The organism is Bradyrhizobium sp. S3.7.6 (assembly GCF_054061875.1).
Genome location: NZ_JBSSEQ010000001.1, coordinates 8475661 through 8493843, shown reverse-complemented (window position 1 = coordinate 8493843; position 18183 = coordinate 8475661). Strand labels below are relative to the sequence as shown.

Annotated in this window: 10 protein-coding genes and 1 tRNA gene; 7 read left to right on the top strand and 4 right to left on the bottom strand. The window is 58.8% G+C overall.

Annotation, left to right across the window (positions count from 1 at the left end):
- Nucleotides 1-168: 168 nt before the first annotated feature.
- On the bottom strand, nt 169-3615 hold the full coding sequence (locus tag ACVJ5M_RS40950) for a PAS domain-containing protein (protein WP_231143632.1): 3447 nt from the start codon (nt 3613-3615) through the stop codon (nt 169-171).
- 702 nt (nt 3616-4317) lie between these two features.
- Here ACVJ5M_RS40950 and ACVJ5M_RS40945 point away from each other — a divergent pair.
- From ACVJ5M_RS40945 to ACVJ5M_RS40930, 4 genes are all read left to right on the top strand, one after another.
- Nucleotides 4318-4752, top strand: coding sequence for a phasin (locus ACVJ5M_RS40945; protein WP_063985516.1), 435 nt, complete (start codon nt 4318-4320; stop codon nt 4750-4752).
- A 191-nt stretch (nt 4753-4943) separates the two neighbouring features.
- Nucleotides 4944-5020, top strand: a tRNA-His gene (locus tag ACVJ5M_RS40940).
- Between the two features lie 85 nt (nt 5021-5105).
- Nucleotides 5106-6731 (top strand): tyrosine-type recombinase/integrase, encoded by a 1626-nt coding sequence (locus ACVJ5M_RS40935; RefSeq protein WP_456679619.1) that lies wholly within the window; start codon nt 5106-5108, stop codon nt 6729-6731.
- 138 nt (nt 6732-6869) lie between these two features.
- Entirely contained in the window at nt 6870-7511 is a 642-nt protein-coding gene (locus tag ACVJ5M_RS40930) for a hypothetical protein (RefSeq protein WP_456679618.1), read from the top strand.
- Between the two features lie 96 nt (nt 7512-7607).
- On the opposite strand, the gene ACVJ5M_RS40925 is transcribed toward ACVJ5M_RS40930, so the two are convergent.
- The 3 genes from ACVJ5M_RS40925 to ACVJ5M_RS40915 form a co-directional block, all read right to left on the bottom strand.
- The gene (locus tag ACVJ5M_RS40925; RefSeq protein ID WP_456679617.1) at nt 7608-9557 is read right to left on the bottom strand and encodes a hypothetical protein; all 1950 of its coding nucleotides are present in this window, start codon (nt 9555-9557) and stop codon (nt 7608-7610) included.
- Nucleotides 9558-10047: 490 nt separating this feature from the next.
- The gene (locus ACVJ5M_RS40920; RefSeq protein ID WP_456679616.1) at nt 10048-10476 is read right to left on the bottom strand and encodes a MarR family winged helix-turn-helix transcriptional regulator; all 429 of its coding nucleotides are present in this window, start codon (nt 10474-10476) and stop codon (nt 10048-10050) included.
- Between the two features lie 490 nt (nt 10477-10966).
- The gene (locus ACVJ5M_RS40915; protein WP_456679615.1) at nt 10967-11695 is read right to left on the bottom strand and encodes a recombinase family protein; all 729 of its coding nucleotides are present in this window, start codon (nt 11693-11695) and stop codon (nt 10967-10969) included.
- A gap of 189 nt (nt 11696-11884) precedes the next feature.
- Here ACVJ5M_RS40915 and ACVJ5M_RS40910 point away from each other — a divergent pair, with 189 nt between their 5' ends.
- The 3 genes from ACVJ5M_RS40910 to ACVJ5M_RS40900 all read left to right on the top strand — a co-directional run bounded on the left by ACVJ5M_RS40910 (nt 11885) and on the right by ACVJ5M_RS40900 (nt 18162).
- A complete protein-coding gene (locus ACVJ5M_RS40910; protein ID WP_456679614.1) occupies nt 11885-14155 on the top strand; it encodes an ATP-binding protein in 2271 nt (756 codons plus the stop codon).
- A gap of 154 nt (nt 14156-14309) precedes the next feature.
- Nucleotides 14310-16190, top strand: a complete 1881-nt coding sequence (locus ACVJ5M_RS40905) for a hypothetical protein (RefSeq protein ID WP_456679613.1) — start codon at nt 14310-14312, stop codon at nt 16188-16190.
- A gap of 538 nt (nt 16191-16728) precedes the next feature.
- The gene (locus ACVJ5M_RS40900) at nt 16729-18162 is read left to right on the top strand and encodes a chromosomal replication initiator DnaA (RefSeq protein ID WP_283017709.1); all 1434 of its coding nucleotides are present in this window, start codon (nt 16729-16731) and stop codon (nt 18160-18162) included.
- Nucleotides 18163-18183 lie beyond the last annotated feature (21 nt).

Below are 18183 nucleotides of genomic sequence, written 5' to 3'. Positions count from 1 at the left end.
TGAGTTGAGGGTATGAAGGGTTCGGCGGCATCAGAGATGTCGGGTGGACCGCCCATCGTGGCTGCACGTTGCCCTGCCCCTCACCCGGATCGCGCCGGACGATGCTGCGCGTCGCCGGGGGCGATCCGACCTCTCCCCGCAGAAGGGCGGGGAGAGGTTGAAGGCAACTTAAGCCCCCACCGCCACCGGTGCGAACACCACCTCGATCAGCGTGCCGGAATTGCCTGCGCTCTTGATGTTGAACCGGGCGCGGTTGGCTTCGACCAGGGCCTTGGTCAATGACAGGCTGAGCGCCGAACTGTCCGCGGCATCGCCGGGCGGTGGCGTGCGGAACGGCTCCATCGCGGCGGCGACCTCGCGCTCGCTCAGGCCGTGGCCGGTGTCGCGGATGCGCAGGGCAATCTCGCCGCGGTCGGTGAGCGCGGTCGAGACGATGACCTGTCCGCCGGCGCTGGCGAGCCGGATCGAGTTCGAGATCAGGTTCATGGTGATCTGCCGCATCGCGCGCGCGTCCGCGCTCACCTGCGGCAGCGCATGCCCGAGCGAAGTGCGGATGATGATGCGCTCGCGGTTGGCCTGCGGCTGCATCACCGTGACGCAGGCTTCGACGAGATCGTTGAGATTGAGGTTGGCGAAATTGAGATCGAGCTTGCCGGTCTCGATCCGCGACAGCTCCAGCAGATCGTCGATGATGGTGATGACGCGCTCGCCGGAGGCGCGGATGTCCTTCATGTATTCGCCGTAGCGCTCGTTGCCGAGCGTCCCGAAGCGCTCGGAGATCATCACCTCGGCGAAGCCGATGATGGCGTTGAGCGGCGTGCGGATCTCGTGGCTGATCCGCGCCAGCATGTCGGCCTTGGCATTCGCCGCGCCGTCGGCGAGACGGCGGGCGTTCTTGAGCTCGCTCTCGCCCTTCTTGTTCTGCGAGAGGTCGCGGAACACGGCGAAGAAGTTCGGGCCGTCGGGCCTGGTGCGGCCCATGATCATGGCGAGCGGAATGACGCCGCCCTTCTTCTCGCGCCCCAGCACCTCGCGGCCGTGGTCGAGCAGGCTCGCGATGTCCTGGCTCTTGAGGCTCTCGAGATAGTCGACCACGACGTGCTGGCTCTCCGGCGCGAACAGCGTCACCAGGTTCCGCTGCATCAGCGCTTCGCCGTCATAGCCGAACAGCGCTTCCGCGCTGCGGTTGCAGGCGTGGATGTTGCCTTCGGCATCGAACATGACGATGCCCTCGGCGGTGGTGTCGAGGATCGCGGCGAGATCCTGGGCGTCGGCATCGCCGGCCTCGGGCTCGAGTTCGGGCGCGTAGGGGAAGGATTCCGCGACGACGGGTTCGACGACGACAGGCGGCGCGATGACTGGCGCAACAACGACGGGCGCCGCTTGCGGCAGCGCGCAGATCAGCGCGTGCGCGCTCGCGCCGTCCCAGTCGATCGTGTGCAGATGCGCTTCGGTGGTCGGAAGCGGCTCTTCGCCGTTCGCCACCGTCGCGCTGATCGTCACCGGCGTGCCGGCTTGCGACGTGCTGCTCGCCGACGACACGCCGGGCTCGACATAGAGCGCGTCCAGCCCGCCGGCATCCTCGAGCGCGCCCAAATTGGAATAGCCCATGCGCGCGAGGAAGGCGGGGTTGGCGTAGAGCAGCCGGTCGAGCCGGTAGATCAAAATGCCCGTCGGCAGCAGATCGAGCAGCGCGCGGTCGCGCACGCTGTGGCCCTGCGCGGGCGGCGCCGGTTCGGTCAGCCATTCGGCCGGCGCCTGCGGCGCCTCGGGCTCCGGCATCGGAGGTTCGGGCGTGGTTTCCGCCGTCGGCGGCTCGGACGCGACGGCGGCAATGGTCTCGCGTTCGCGTTCGAGGCGCTCGGACAATTGCCGGGCGAGCTCGTTGAACGCGCTGTTCTCGACCGGGGTCAGCGTCGGCGATCGCGCATCGCCGGGCGGGCGGAACGGCACGACATTGGGAGGCGTTTCCACTGGTGTTTCCGGATCGGTTGGGTGTGAATTCGCGTCGGCTACGGGTTCGGGCAGTTCGGGTTCAGGTGTCGGCTCAGGCTCAGGCTCGGGTGCGGGCGGCTCGCTCGGCGGAGGCGGTGCCTCCGCCATGGGCTCCGGCTCCGGATCCAGTTCGACGACGTCGGCGGAGAGGCCGTGCTGTGCGGGCGGCGCGGCCAACAGCTCAAAGCGCCTGAGCGCATCGAGCCGGTTCAGTCCGTCGAGATCGCGGCAGACGCCAAAGCCCCTGAAGCCCGCGAAATTGCGCTCGCGGTCGTAGACCGGCAGGCCCGCGAGCTCGACTGGCAGATGCTCGCCGCCGTCGGCCGGCCAGTTCACGGTGATCCCGGCCCAGGTGTCGTGGCTTGCAAGCGCCTGCGCCACGCGGCCATCAGGGTCGAGTGCAAACTCGTCGGCAATCTCGCGCCAGGGGCGGCCGAAGCCGGCGGCGGTGTGTGCGCCGATCAGGTGGATGAACTCGTCTGAGCCGAGCACAAAGCGCCCCTCCGCATCCACCTGCCACAGGAAGCGCAGCGGATGCTGACGCGGTGCGGACGGCTCCGCTGGCGGCGGTTCGACCATGTGTGAGGTGATCGGCGCGGCCTGCGGCGACACAATGGCTTCTCGCGGGTTTTCAACCGGAGTTTTGGGCGCGGCGTCGATCGCTTCGCTGACAGTTTCCTGGACAGGCGCTTCGGCCGCCTCCTGGATCGTGACGACCTCCGGCATCGCGTCGCTCGAGGCGTGCGCGTCCGCGATCGCCTCCGATGGCGGGACGGTCTCGCTCGGAGCCGGCGTTTCGACCGGCTCGGCGAAGGCGTCGAACAGCGCGATTCCGGAGGCGGCCTCGTTCGGGCGCGCAGGCCGCGCATGGTCCGGCACCGCAGCCGGAGGGACCGGCGGAGCGTCGGGCGCGGGCTGAGCATCTTGTTCGCGCGCGCTATTCTCTTCGACATCGGGCGCCGCCGGCCGGGCGGCAGGCTCGATCAGCGCGACCAGGCCGACATCGGCGCCGATGCCGACCCGTTGCAGCACCATCTGGCCGATGCCGATCGGCGTCTCGGCGCGGCCTTTCATCAGCGCATCGCTGCGGGCCTGGTCGAGGCCGGCATCGCCGAGATCGCGGAAGCCGAGCAGGGAGCGGGCGGCTTCGCTGGCGCCGACGAACAGGCCGTCGGGCGCGAACGCCGCCATCGGCACCCTGGCGCCCTCGACGAGACGATGCAGGCGTTCGACCAGCGGCATGGAGCGCAGCGTCGGATCCATCGCGGTGACGAGCACGCCGGAGCTTCCATCGGCGAAGTCGAGGCGGGCGCAGGCGCAGGTCATCAGCATGCCCAAGCGGGCGCCGAACCCGTGCAGCCGTTCGAGCCTGATCGCGCCGTTCGGCGCCAGCCGGCGCGCGAGCCGGGCGACCTGGCGGCGATGGCTGTCCGCCGGGCCGAAGGTCCTGTCCGCGAGCGCTGTGCCATGGGCCGCGCCGAACAGCCTTGCGCCGACCGGATTGGCCCAGAGCACGCGCGTGCCGTCGATCGACCAGAGCCAGGCGGGCAACGGAGAGGTCGCGTGCACGGCCAGCCGGGGATCGCCCACGCCTCGCAACTGGAAATCCGAACTCGTCATCCGACCGGCTTCAAGTCTCGCTCGTCAACATCAGGGTGCAAGGCTGCCGGAATGACAGCCTTAAGAAAGGGTTAGTATCGCGCGCAGGCGCAGGCAGGTCCACGGCTCCGGTCTACACGGCCAAGCCTAAAGCCGCGATAACCTTAATGTAGCCGCCCCCGCAAGCCGCAGCCCAACGGCATCCGCAGGATTCGCGGGCGGGGCAGCCCAGCGAAATGCGCCAGATCGTCAGCGGCATCACAGGTGCCCATCCTCCCCTGGAGGGGGAGGATCGGTTCACACGCAGCGAAGCGGCATGCGAACCGAGGTGGGGTGACAGTCTCTCAATGGAGGCGGTGCCCGAGTGGAGAGATCACCCCACCCAGCTCGCGCTTTGCGCGATCGACCCCCGAGCGAGCTCCGCTCGTCTCGACCCCTCCAGGGGAGGGTAAGAGAGCGGCCAGCAGGCACCAGACTACCTCAACCCAGGGTTCCCTCAGGCGGAACCATCACCCTGACCGCGATTAAATTTCGCGGCGCAGCCCGGATCACGTTTGCGTTGCACAATGTTGACATCTTAGGCAGCGATAGTGATCGGCGCTGGGCGAGCCATCTTCTTGTATCGCGTTCCAGTGTTCGTTCCCGCTGAATTTGAGGCCTAGGTCGGGGCCGGCGGGCGCGCCAGAAGGCTCACTCCATTTTTTCTTTATCGTGAGGGACATCATGACAGGTGCGACTGATCCGTTTTCTGCCTCGATCATTCCGTTCGAGGTTCCCGAGCAGATGCGTGCGTTCGCCGAAAAGGGCGTGTCGCAGGCCCGCGAGAGCTACGCCAAGTTCAAGGACGCGGCCGAGACCCACAACGGCACCGTCGAGGCCGTGTTCACCTCCGCCAACAAGGGCGCGAGCGAGTACACCGCCAAGCTGGTGGAGTTCATGAAGGCCAATACCAGCGCCCAGCTGGACTTCGCCCAGCAGCTGTTCGGCCTCAAGTCGCCGGCGGAAGCGCTGGAGCTGTGGACCGGCCACACCCGCACCCAGCTCGAGACCTTCCAGTCCCAGGCCAAGGAGCTGGCCGAGCTGACCCAGCGCGTCGCCGCCGAGACCGTCGAGCCGATCAAGGCCTCTGCCTCGAAGTTCTACAAGCCCGCCGCCTGATTAGGCCGGCTGGTTTAAATTAAGAAACCCGGGCCTAGAGCCCGGGTTTTGCTTTGGAAATAACCTCGTCGGAAGCGCGATTCTCGGGTTTTGCGGCCTTGCCAAAAACGCCCGTTGCACCTAGTTTCCGCCCCGTCCAGCCCCCCTTAGGTCGACGGCCCGTCCAGGCGCCCAAGGCGGCTCGCAAGGATGCAGTTGTAGCTCAGTTGGTTAGAGCGCCTGTCTGTGGAACAGGAGGTCGGTGGTTCGAGCCCACCCAACTGTACCAACGCAGTTGAATTGCCCTGTAATCCCGGCATCTTACTGATAGACCTGATGTATTTGCGCCGCCTACAATACAAAAGGCGTCACAAATGGCATTGCGAATGGCTGCATTAAGTCGTGCTTCGGATGGGCGATGGTTTGCCCGCAAAGGCATCCCCGAGGATGTTCGTGTCGAGTACCAACGCCTCTACGGCGTCAAACGTGAGGCTCACCTCAAGCTTCCTGCGGACACTCCTTGGCACGAGGCAAAGACACGCAAGGCTGAGTGGGAAGCGGAGGTGGAGACGCGCATCGCCACGCTGCGGGCCCGGCGCGATGGCAAGGGCCAGCCTCTTACCAAACTCAACGCTATCGCCCTTGCCGGACGCTGGTACAACTGGTTCCTAAATCAGCACGAAGCAGACCCGGGGAAGCCTGGGTACTGGCGGGACCTTGGCGAGCAGTTCGTATGGAATGTGATCCGTCCTGAGGCGCCCGAAAGTTTCGAAGAGGACTCTAAGACCGATCCCAATTGGGATTGGGCCAAAGAGCCAGAAGTGCGCGAGGCGGTAAGGCCGCGTGTCGCGGAGGAGGCGCGGGTAGCAACGTTCCTCGCCAGTGAGGGGAAAGCCCTAAACCCCACAGCCTACGCGCTGTTTGTGGACGCGGTGAGTGACAATCTAATGCCAGCCTTCGCGTTGTTGGAGAAGCGCGCGAACGGCGACTACTCCCGCGACGACAACCCTGACACTTTCCCAATTTTCAAAGAAGACCCTGCGAAATCCTCCTCTGTTGGTTGTTGGGAGCTTTTTGAAGCGTTTGTCCATTCAGTCAAGATCAAGCCCAATACAGTTAGCCGTTGGCGCGCAGTGTTTCTTGAAATGCAGCGTGAGTTTGCAGAGGTCGGAGCTGACGGGATCACCGAGGACGCCGCGCGCACTTGGATGCACGGGCTGATCACCGGAAAACGCACTGCTAAGACCGTCCGCGAAATTTGGCTCTCAGCATCGCGCCGCGTATTTAGCTGGGCGCGCGAACACAAACGCATTCGTGCCAATCCGTTCAAAGAGGTTAGAGTCGACGTACCCCGCGAGCTACAGACAAGAGAAGAAGGGCGGAGCTTCTCTGCTGCTGAGGTCGCCACGATCCTTAAAGCCAGCCTCGCTTATCAAAAGCCGACAACCGTAACCGAGCGGGTTCGCCGCTGGGTACCTTGGCTCTGCGCCTACTCCGGTGCGAGGGCGGGGGAGATAACTCAGCTGCGCGGCAAGGACATCCAAGAGCGAGACAGCGTACACGTCATGGTTCTAACGCCTGAAGCCGGAACGATGAAAACCGGTGAGACGCGGGTCGTGCCGCTGCACACCCATCTTATCGCTCAGGGCTTCATCGATTTCGTGAGTCAGATGGGCAAGGGCGCTCTCTTCTATAACGACAAAACGCCCCAACGAGTAAGTGCCGACCCGTTAAAGCCGTCGCGGAGTCGTGCTGAGACTGCGCGTGCAAAGCTCGGAGAATGGGTGCGAGAGCTGGGTGTCGATGATCCGGGCATCAGTCCAAATCATGCTTGGCGTCACACGTTCAAGCGCATCGCCGATGAGGTCGGGATGCCGGAGAAGATGAACGACGCCATCACGGGACATACGCAAGCCACCGAAGGCCGGAAATACGGAGCCCCAAACGTAGCGGCCATAGCTGCTGCGCTAGCGAAGTTTCCGCGGTATAAGCTCGATTGAACCCTGCAGAACCCATCATTCGCGAGTCCGGGTTTTCCTGAAGTGAACGCGTCGCCAATGTGCTGCCTCGGGCAAGGGCCTTGCGGTCATTGTGACTGATGAGTACGAACGGTCGCGAATCATGGTCAGGGGGAAATAATGCCTTTCCGTAGCGCAATTGCTGTGAGTTTGCTGGGTTTGTTCGGGTGGACCGGCGCTGCCTGCGCGGCCAACTCGTGCGCCAACGTGGACGCGTTCAGTTCATACGACGAAAGCGGATTACGCGAGAGCGACTTTGGCATTTACGCGGTAGGAACCTTTAGGATCGCCGAAGAACAAGATGAAGCTAAGCAGCCGAATTTCAACCTGACCAAGGTAAATTGCGAGAACATGTTCGATGAAATGGGCAAGCGAACGGGACTCGAATGCAAAATGACGCAGGCGACTTTGTGGGCGAATTCGGCAAAGCCAGACGGCGACAAACCGAACTGTTCCCTCGACGTCGATAATTCAGAGTTTTCGATGAAGGAGCTTCAAAAAGGCGTGCTCATCGGGATGCAGTCTGATTCAAGCGCCTGTTTCAACACGATGCTGACGATCGATCGGAATACGCAAAGGGTATACCTGTCGTTCACCAAGACCAAGGGGGCGGACAAGTACGATCAGATCATGAAGGGCACCTGCGGATCGCTCCCGCGCACGGAAGTGCTAATGAACTGTACGGCTTGGCCAAAGATGCGCAAGCAAGGCCAACCGTTGCCTTCGCGCTATTGCGACTTCAGTAGCTCAAAGGACAAGTAGGTCCCGTCCGCCGTTCACCTTTGAGCGTGCAGAGAGGAAACAAAAAGGCCGCACCTGAGGCTCCAACTGGAAAACCTGCGGTGCGGCCAATGCAAATTAGTCAGCTTTCAAAAGAAAGCTCTTTGCTCCCCTGCCTTTGCCTTCCGACCCGTACGTCACTCCTATCTCTCTCAGCTTCAGAGTTGTCGGGTGGTTCTCGTCACGTAGCGTCTTTTGGAGGTCCTTCCGCTGATGGGGCTTCAGACCGAACTCACGGCCGAGCAGGCTCATTGACGTGCGCCCGGGGCTTCGGTTCGCCATAAAAGTCACGAGGCGTTCGTGAGGGAGACCCCTGCGCTCGACACGTACCTTGGGACCATCAAGGTCCAGCGCCCAATCCTGCACCGAGATGTTGGGCAGCTCTTGGCGAACGTACTGAAGAATCTCTGAGCCCCGTTCTCCGTTCGGCAGCACAATGAACACATCGGTAGGAGCGCACCGCCCTTGCTCGTCGATAACCTTTCGAAGCCTCACGCGGCCCATAGCTTGAATTATCGACGTGGCGAGATGCCTGCGCTGCAGCAGCTCACGGACGTTTGCATGCTCTTTCCAAGATGGATTGTCGTGCCAATCGTCATCCTGGACGCCTTTAAAGGCGAAGAACACATTCGTTCCCCAGATGCGGTCCATGAACGGCAGACCGAAGATGACCGCCGTGTCGAAGTCCTTATAGGCGTTGCTGCCGTCGATTGCGCCCCAATGGGCTGAGGCCACTTCGCCCACTCCTAAGCCTTCCTTACTCGGCACTCGATGCTCTACCTTTTTGTGCACGCAGAACAGAACCTTGCGGTCTGCTGACAATCGTTCAGCAAGAGCGGCCTCAAGCCGCGGGAACCGTGTCGCCGCCATCTCTTCCATACTGGTTTTGCCGGTGCTTACGGCACGGGCGACATGAAGAGTGACGTTGTTGTAATCGCGGACACCGGGCGGCGTCGGGATGATGTCGGCGCGGTCTTCCATGAGCTGATACATCAGGTCGACGCCGGCTGTCGCGTCGAGTACGACCGGTCCCGGCAGCTCCAAGGGCACCGCGAGTGCGGCCGAATGGAGGGAATGCTGGTTACCGCTAAGCGCCATCAGAGCGTACTGGTCAAGGAGCGCTTCGGCGGCACCGAGAACCTTGTCGTATCGCGTAGCAAGGCGCTGTCGTTCTTTTTCGTCATCCTTGCCGATAAGCCTATCGTACGGGAGCTTGCGCATCGCGGCCCTCAAGGCCATGAGGTCCGCCGATACGGGAGCCTCTCCTTCGATCCACGCCAACGAGGTGCCGACCTCGAAGCCGTCGTTGATGCCAGCGTGAACCAGCATCGTCTCACGCAATGTTTCCAAGGCTTGCACATCGGCGGCATGAGCCAAACGCAGTTCGTGCGGCATCAGGCCGAGTAGCAAAGTGAGCTCATCGAGCTTCAGCCGACTGTGCTCTACGACGTTCGCTAATGCCTCATCGACGATGGTCAGGAGCCGTTGACCACCCCGCCAGCGAGTGAGTTTCTTCCAGCGCTCAGCTTTGACACCAGACAAGGTCTTGTTTGCTCTGGTGTAAGCCTCGTGGGTAATGACCACGACGTCACTGTCATGGAGCTGCTCAGGGGTCGCCCTATGATCCGTGTGGTCCGCAAGGGCAACCTGACGGCCAACGTAAGCGTTGATGTCGGACACCACCTCGTCAACCTGAGCCTTGAGGCGCGTCACAATCATAATGCCTACGGGCCTAATACCGTCAGCCAGTGAGGCGTTCAGCTCGGCTTGGATGCCAGAATACACCACAGCGCCCATGGTCTTACCTGAGCCGGTCGGTGGTTGGAGAACACGCCAACGGGTAAGTTGCCCCTGAGCTGTTGCTATAATGGATTGTTGATAGGTGTTGGCCATGGTGCGCCAGAGTCTTCGCAGCGGCTCGCTGGCCGGCATGTCGAACTTCTCAGTCCAGTGATGGGTGAACCTGTCGACGAAGGTTTGCGGCGGCACGAGAGCGTATTGCTCGTGCAGGCCGATGGGGTCTTTCATTTGGTTGGTGTTTCAGTGAACTAATGGGGGTGAACCCTCTAATGAATTATCTCTTAGAGATTGGACCCCCATTGAGGGATAGGATGGCACTTAGGGCCGCTAAGGCGACAGTGCCGACTACTGTGTGCATCAAGTAACGCATGCACATAAAGGTAGCTTATTGTTTATTACCATTATGGAGAGAGGCGAAGCCGCGCCCGTCAGGGGCTTGGGGCGCACGAGGAACGACTTTGTGGCGCCGTGGTGCTCTGCCCGAGCAGGCGTGTTGCATGCGCCAGCGAGACCGATAGGCTCACCCTCGTGCTTCCAGCGGTGCTGCTCCTATTTGCTCCTTCGGTATTCGCGGGTGCGCGCCTCGCTTTCTCTCATAACTCCGGTATGCCGGCCGCTAAGCCTTTGGCGACCGTAGGAAATCGTGCTCAGAGGGCGTAATCTCCCGCCATTCCGTACAAGTCGGCCAGCTGAAATTGCTTGGAGCGGTTGAGCAGGTTTAGTCGGGGCGGTTCAGCACGCCCATCGGAGGTATCCTCCGCAGCCGGGGGGTTTCCAAGGCTTCCAGCATGCCTGCAGCTAAGGCGGACCCTCGCTCGGTGAGGAATACGTAGCGGTACCGAAGGTCCCGTTGGGTGCGTTCATCCTTGACCACGAGGAGACCGAGGCCGTCTACGCCCCGGATGTTCCTGGCAGTCAGGACCCGGAGATGACGGGAGACGGTTTGAGGATGTACGCCGCACCTGCGTGCCAGCGTGGACACTGGTAGTCCTTCCTCAGCCCAAACCGCGAGGAATGTGCTCGCCTGCGCAACCGATAAACGTTGATAGAGTTCGATCAACACATGTATCGCTGTGGCGAAGCGAACGACGAGGGTTCGTTCATTCGATCCGAGGTGACGAAATCGGTTCTGAAGCTCTTCCGGCATGCCATCGTCCTCATCCAAAGGTGAATGGAGGCATCAGTGAAGCACGGTGCCGTGCCGGAAAATACGCACGCGATGGCAGCAAATTCACAAGTGTCAAACGAATGCGCTGTGGCGAACAATTCTTGATGTGGTGCCATCGAGAGCAAGCCAACACACTTCGTCTCGGCGGGACATTCGACAAGCACAGCGGGCCCATGACGAGCGCCAAGATCAAGCTGTTCTCGCTCTGGAGAAGTGTTGTGCTGCTGTAAGCTCGGCGGCGGCTTGCCCCTTGAACCCAAACAGTTTGAAATACGGGGGGGCGGGTCGGCCTTTTTAGGATCCATGTGCGTTGGGAGAGGCTCATCTGGAGCCTCAACGGGGCCGTCACCGGTAGGTTATCCGCCGTGCCCGACGAGCCAGATTGCGATTGCTCCAAATACTGAAGCAGCCACAGGTGCTTCAAATGAAACTGCGACGGCAGCAAGGAAAGTGAAGAAGCTCGCAACTGTCATTGGCCCTCTCCTTGCGCCGCATCACTGCCAACGCGGCCCGGAGCTCGCGCCAGCATTAGCTTGACCGCTGTAGGGGCGTATGGCGTGCCCGCCTTTGTGGTGTGTCCCGCTTCAGCGAGACTGGCCGCGATTTCCCTGAGAGACCGTTTGCCGCCCTTGGGTCTCGCTCGGGCCAGCTTGCGGGCAAGCTCAATCGTGTCAGGGCGCTGCTCCGCGATGGACTTGCGGCCTTCCACTTTTACTCCCGAGCGCCGCTTGCGGTCCCGAGCGCCCTTGAGCTTCGCCACCAGCATGGCCTTCTCAAATTCGGAGATGGCTCCCAGCACTTGCCTGATGAGCCGTGCGGTGGGCGTGTCGTCGAGGAAGGATGTTGGACTGTCGGAGGCGATTAGGTCGAAGCCACGCGCCTTGAGCATCGCGAAGCCAACCTCTTGGACCATCAGGTCGCGCGCAAAGCGATTGGCGGTTTCAACAATGATGGTCTTGGTGCCGTTCGCCTCCAGTGCTTCGAGCATCTCTGCAAAGCCAGGGCGGGTGTCTATGGGGTCGGAGCCCTTTACCGCTTCGTCATGGTAGGTGCCCGCCAGTTCGATCCCGGCCCGCTTTGCGAACCCCTCGATGGCCCTGAGCTGTCTACGGCCGCTGTCCTTATCCTCGCCGATGTTGGCGGCCGAGGAAGTCCTTAGATAGGCAAATGCCTTAATCGATTTTGACGTTTTTCCCACGACTTGCCCTGTAATTACGTATCTTATTCCTGAGAAATAGATACACGCTAACGCGTTCGCAAGCAACCCATCAAGCGGTCGAACAAAAAAGGCTGGGGCTAGGAAGGTCTTTCACGAAGGTGGTGGTAGATTGCAGCTGTCGGTTGTGCGATGGGGCCTTATCTCACCTGCGGCCCTGACGAGGACAAGATGCAAGAACTGCGCACGTACCTTGGAACTCAATTTCTTTCAGATAACCAAGAGATTGATCAAGTTAATCGGCTTCTCAGCGAAGTAGCCACCACCCTTTTAGCGAGTCATAGCGGCCCTCTCGGGTGGTGCTATCAAATAAATCAAGACGGGGGTCCGGAGGCGCCAAAGGGGCTGTCATTCAGCACAACGGGAATGGTCACGCGCGCTCTCACAGCGCTGCTCCCACGGAGCTTTGCATCGAGCCCCGTCAACCCTCTCCCGTTTGAGGTGCGCAACCTCGACAACAAGTTGGTCGACCAAGCACGGAAAGCGGTATCAGATGCCCGCAACGTACTTTGTGATGCCATCTTGAAGGAAAATCCGCCGAAGATGGTCTCTTCGACCTTCGGAATAAATGATCCGATGACACTTGCCTTTGTAAGCGGCGTTTTCAATCCGAATCAAGCAGCATCGCGAGAAGATGAAATTAAGGTCGTAGCCTTCCTAGCAGAGCAGGCGCAGCGGCTCATAAAATTGGACCCCGCCAAAAAAGACCTAATCAAACCAAACAAAGAAACGCACGCGGTTCGGAACGCGCTCATTCCACTCCGTGTTGTGCAAGCGTGCCGAAACCTTCAAGTTCAGCCTGCCGTCGAGTTAAATCAGTACCAGCGATACTTTGAGACGACGCTCCACGAACATCTGTCTTACAGCTCGATTCCCGATTCTCGTTTTGACCCCGCAGAATTGACTTTCTGCGTCGAGGGGCTCCTTTTATCCCGCCTTGGCGCGATGGATCGTCCTATCTTCAAACGCGTCTTGGAGGTTCTTGCGACGGCTCAGAGGGAAAACGCATTTTGGCGTCCGAATAAGCCGTTTCTCGCGACCTCAAAAGGCCTTTCGTTGTTTCCGGTAAGCATCGAGGTCGCAAACTCGCTTCTGCGCTCAAGTGAGTTGTATGACGGAGCCGAATTGTTCGACACGTTCTCTGCCGAGTGTGTGGTTCTGCTCCGGCGCTACTGGCAGTGGCTAAATGCGCGGACGCTTAGGTTTGATGTCGGCGGAACCCAATACACTGGATGGAATTCCGAACACGTCAACGAGTTCAATTCCATTCATGTCTGGGAGACCAGTCAGGTTCTTGAATTTCTGATCGGCTATCGGCGATTTTTGCAGACCCACGTCGCCCGCACTTCGTTGGTCCTGTCGCACTTCAACGTGAAGCCAGTCACTTTGCCGAAAAAGAAGGGAGATGAGTGGGCGAAGTATGAGGCGGACTATGAGCCTGTAAGTTGTCTCGGAAGCGGGTATAAAGTGTACGAGAGTATTGGCAGAGAGTTCGTGCTCGGTTGGGGAGGTGGCGCCCCGACAAATTATTCCTGTCTGCTTTATGGGCCTCCGGGAACAGGCAAAACGACTGTAGCCGAAAATCTCGCGAAGGCGCTAAGCACGCGAATCATAAATATATCGGTGAGCGACTTTTTGGCGGGAGGGAGCGCCGAAGTGGAGGCGCGCGCCAAAGCCATTTTCGAGGTTCTCAACTCTCAGATGCGCTGCGTGGTTCTGATGGATGAAATCGACCAGCTAATCCTTGATCGAGACAGCACGCGCTATTCCGCTCAGCAGGACATTTTCCAGTTTATGACGCCTGGAATGCTTACCAAGTTGAATGATTTGCGCGCGCGGAAAGGGGTGATCTTCATTATCGCAACGAACTACGCTGATAGAATTGATTCAGCTATTAAGCGCTCGGGCCGGATCGATCGCAAGTATCTGGTTTTGCCGCCGGACAAGACGGCTCGAAAACGAATTGTCAACCAAATACTCACGAGCCCTCCTGTGGATTGCGCAATAAAGGTGGACAGTCTCAACGAAGACCATTGGACTGCTCTACAGGATGCCTCATTGTTTTTGGGCTTCTCAGACATCAAAGGGGCAATCTTCGGGTTGGAAGGCCAACAAGCAAATCTTGAAGACGTCGTTCGATCCTTGAGAGACCGCCAGCGGACGATACAACTTGGCAAGTACAAGTTGCGATTTGACCGTGCTCTCGAACAAGGCGGTAGTCTTTCGCAGGAAGCGATTGAAGAGTTTGTTTGCCTGCTTGCCCTTGCCTCCGAGTGTACGGACCGAGCAGGCATGAACGACCCTGCGATCAGTAGTGCAGCCAAGTACTTTAAAGGGCTTCTTTCCGGCGGCACTTTCGCGACAGCCGTTGCCAGTTCAGTGCCGGCATTGGAGCAGTCGATGACTAATGCTGTTGCGCAAATCCTAGAAGAATCAGTATAAGATGTCATTGAATCGGAACAAGGCGCACGCTGTGGCAGTTGCATCGGGAGCGGCCGATAGCCACACAGGGATAGTGGAGCAGCAGCAAGAGGCTTTGTTGCAGGCTTGGTCCTGTGCCCTTCAGCCAAAATCGGCGGTATACGTGAGCGGTCCGATGACGACCGGTCGGCGTTTCGTCGACTGGTATCTGGGCTTCGGAAAGTCGATCGAGCGCAATTCACGAAGCTACGTGTTGGAGCACAAGAAGCGAGTGCTCTCACCGAACTGCCGGGACATTAAGCTGGTCGCAGAACGGCTGAGAGACACTCAGCGCAGACCGGTCGTGGAGCCAACCGGAATTGAGTTTCCTGACTGGACGCAATCCGATTACGCGAATTTGTGGACTAAGTTTATCCGCATGTATGCCGCCGTAATGGTGATGCTCCCTGGCTGGGAATTCAGTGTCGGATGCAGCCGCGAAATCTTAGCTGCGCTTGAGGCTAACCTTGAGGCAGTGACGCCGGAGGGGGAACCAATCTCGCTGGCGCTTGCGATCCATAGATTGGACGCCGCGGCTGCCATTGTGCGAAATACTGACCTCGCCTCTCACATAAGCGACGTTCGGGAAGAGGTTCTGAAGCTACAGCGGCGTTCTTCTGCCGTTGAGGCGCGAACCTTGAACAATAGTCCTTTGAGAAAAGATGAAGTGCTCGACCAGTTGGCCGGAGTAGCTAATGTCGCGCAGTTCGTGAGCTTTGATGGAAGCAGCCAGCCAGAGCAGCGGCTCTCTCGGGTCGCTGGTTTCTCTCCGAACCACAAGTTCGACAACTATCGTGACGCTCTAGCTGAACTTTTAAGAACAAGCTCGGAGCAATCAGTAAATATTCGAAGCTTTATTCCATTCGAGCCGGTCTCATGTCCGTTTCATTATGGGATAAAGTCATTGGACCAGGCTGCTGCGCTCACCGAGTCGCTGATCTCGAAAGGCTTGAGCGTCATTGTCAACGAGACAATTGACGTCCGCGACGGCGGAGTGTCCGGTGTCGTTGCTGGGGATGTAATCGAATTTGCTCCCGACGATACTCCCAGGGCGGTCGAAAAGCCGGGGATTGCTGCGTTTCCAAGGGCGCTCGGCGGCGAATTGTTGCAGCTAGTTTATCAAGTCAAGCCCGAGCTCGATTATCCGAAAGAGCAACGCGTCGAATTCAGTATTCATCCCAGGCCGCGGGGCTGGAAGCAGAGCCATACCATAGTGTGGGAGCTATCGCCCAATGTGGGAGACATTCCCGAGGCTTCGCTATCCTGGCCAAATCGCTTCAGCGAGCTGCTTGGCGACAAGGCATTTGGCTTGCTTGTCGGTCACCTCATTGGTCTCCCGGTTCCTTTAACAACAGTCATTGGGAGGAGAGTAGCCCCGTTTAGCTTTGGTCGAAACACGGGTAATTCCGAGGTATGGACTCGAACCTGCCCAAGGCAGCAACGTCCCGGAAAGTTTAAGACCGTGATGGGTTGGACAGACCCGTTCGCGTTGATGGCTCTTGAGGACAAAAACAACAGCACTGGCGATTTCGAAATTTCGTCGCTCATTTGCCAACAGGCAGTTTCGGCGAGCTATTCGGGCGCTGCAATTGTATCTGCAGACAACAAATTGAAAATCGAAGGCGTCGTCGGCACCGGCGATAAGTTCATGCAGGGGGAAGTTGGATCGCAGCATCTGCCGCTCGCCGTCCGACGAGCTGTAGAGAGATTGTACGAAGCTGCACGTTTGGTTCTTGGCCCTGTTCGGTTCGAGTGGGTTTACGACGAGGAAGGCCAACTCGCTTGGCTCGTACAACTTCACAAAGGAGCAACGTCGTCCACGGATCGCTTCTTAGTCCCAGGAAGTCCAGCCCATTGGATCCCCTTCAAGACAGATGAAGGCTTAGAGGCTCTCCGAAATCTAGTGGAGAACATGTCGGGGGAAACGGGCTTGATGCTAGACGGAAACGTAGGTGTGACCAGCCACTTCGCTGACATTCTTCGCAAAGCGGGGATAGCCGCGCGGTTCAGAAAATGAGCCTAAGTCGATCGGCGAGGATACTTTTAGCCGGAATGCTCAGCGGCAGCGTGAAAAATAGTTCTCACAATACTTGAGGGTTTGGGCCCAGGTGGGTTTGCCGCCAAACCAGGTGTGGTTCGATGGCGGTCGCTTCCTCGTCGATCACGAGCTCATTCAAGTACGATTTTGAACACTGAAACCGACCGGTTAATTCCGCAACCTTTTCGGGAGCGCAAGGAGCCCTTGCACGCCTGAAGTTCTGCGCACTCACACTCCATTCTTGTTAGGCGCTTTACCCAAATACAAAAGACGCTTACAAAAGCGATAGTCGCGAGCAAAAATTCTTTAGGTTTATCAAGGCTGATCGTGCGCCTGGGCAGTACCCACCCAACTGTACCAGTCTTACTAACCCTCTAAATCGAACCACTCTGTTCGCTTCCTTTGGGTAGCGAATTTAGGATGCGGCGCACACCTGAGTTTGTACGCACTCGTTCTCGCCGATCATCGCCAAAGTATCATTTGGATTCAATTAGGACGCGAGTAGAGTGCCATCATCATGGCTCGCGTGCATAATCCCACCCTATTTTCAACCTACTTCAAAGTTCAGTCGCAAGCATTGGCGGCCGCCGGACTGATAGATCCATTCGTGGATGTAGACGTACCATTGTTCATCGATCCGGTCCTCCTAGCGAAGTCCGGAAACCAAATTATCGCAACAGCCGCAGCCGAGCGATTTCGCAAGCACTTCGAGATATTGGTCCGCATGCTTGCAATCTCCAATGGCGAAGGTGATGCAGCATGGAAAGGTGCTCGACGACAGCTTGACTTGAGCGAGCCGCCAGAAAACGGACTTGGCTACGGCGGAACCGGCCGATCAGGAAATTCGAGGCCAGAGCTAATTCGCGAAACGATCCTCCGCACAAGCAAGGAGGTGATCACGCTGGGCGCAAGCGACCCGGAAATGATCTCTCTGATGGGCTTCTTCGAGGAGGATGTCGGGCCTGATACAATCAGCGATATGACAACAACGGTGATCATGGATGACTTGGCGCAGATCACAGAGGCTTTCTGTCAAGCGCATGGGGTGCCAGTCTTCTCGTTTGACGTTTGTCCAACTCACAAGTTGCCAAAATATGTGAACGCCAGAGGCAAGCAGGTGCCCATCGTTCTCGTGCCGACCGACATCGTGCGCGATTTGCCAATCGCGAATGATTGGTCGGATATAGAGCGGGCAGCCATGGAAAACGCGCGTATCCGAGAACGCGTCAACCGACTCTTGGGAGGCATTGCGGAGCCGACAGTGGCGGAGCGGAAGGCTGCGCTGCGTACCGCCGCGTTAGGGTCAGCGTCCGACTTTGATTTCTTCTTAGCAGCCGTAAAGGGTAATGTAAGTAACTACGACCCCAACTTGGATGCGCTCGGCTACTATCGCCTCAAAGAAATTCTCACAAACGGACTTCCGGACCTTAAGCAGGCGGCTGCCTACAATCTCAAACTCGGAGCGCACGAGATATTTCGTGTGGTCATCGACACCATTGAGCTGTTTAGGCGTCATGTTGAGGCAGGTAATCTGTGGGAAGAGCTGTGGGTGAACGGGAAGCCAAAGAAAGAACGGGCCTCTCAACTAATCTACTACGCGATCGCGGATTGCTTTTGTAAAGCGAACGACGTTGACATCTCACCTGAAGCAAACATGGGTGGTGGCCCCATCGACTTCAAGTTTTCAAGCGGCTATCAGGCGCGCGTCTTAGTTGAAATGAAGCGATCCGGTGGCACCGTTGTGCACGGATACGAAAAGCAGTTGGAATTTTACAAAACAGCCTCACAAACTGATTTCGCAGTATTTGTCATTATCGACTACGGAGATGGAGGCAATAAGTTCAATGAGATTAGAAAAGTTCGAGAAGGGCGACTTGCGCGCGGCGAACGCGCGTCAGAGATTGTAGTGATTGATGCGATACCAAAACTCTCAGCCAGCAAACGAAAGTAATAAAGCTCTTGATAGCTCGAT

Coding starts and splice junctions, on each gene's coding strand:
- ACVJ5M_RS40950 (WP_231143632.1), bottom strand. CDS start 3,615: ATGACGAGTTCGGATTTCCAGTTGCGAGGCGTGGGCGATCCCCGGCTG.
- ACVJ5M_RS40945 (WP_063985516.1), top strand. CDS start 4,318: ATGACAGGTGCGACTGATCCGTTTTCTGCCTCGATCATTCCGTTCGAG.
- ACVJ5M_RS40935 (WP_456679619.1), top strand. CDS start 5,106: ATGGCATTGCGAATGGCTGCATTAAGTCGTGCTTCGGATGGGCGATGG.
- ACVJ5M_RS40930 (WP_456679618.1), top strand. CDS start 6,870: ATGCCTTTCCGTAGCGCAATTGCTGTGAGTTTGCTGGGTTTGTTCGGG.
- ACVJ5M_RS40925 (WP_456679617.1), bottom strand. CDS start 9,557: ATGAAAGACCCCATCGGCCTGCACGAGCAATACGCTCTCGTGCCGCCG.
- ACVJ5M_RS40920 (WP_456679616.1), bottom strand. CDS start 10,476: ATGCCGGAAGAGCTTCAGAACCGATTTCGTCACCTCGGATCGAATGAA.
- ACVJ5M_RS40910 (WP_456679614.1), top strand. CDS start 11,885: ATGCAAGAACTGCGCACGTACCTTGGAACTCAATTTCTTTCAGATAAC.
- ACVJ5M_RS40905 (WP_456679613.1), top strand. CDS start 14,310: ATGACGACCGGTCGGCGTTTCGTCGACTGGTATCTGGGCTTCGGAAAG.
- ACVJ5M_RS40900 (WP_283017709.1), top strand. CDS start 16,729: ATGGCTCGCGTGCATAATCCCACCCTATTTTCAACCTACTTCAAAGTT.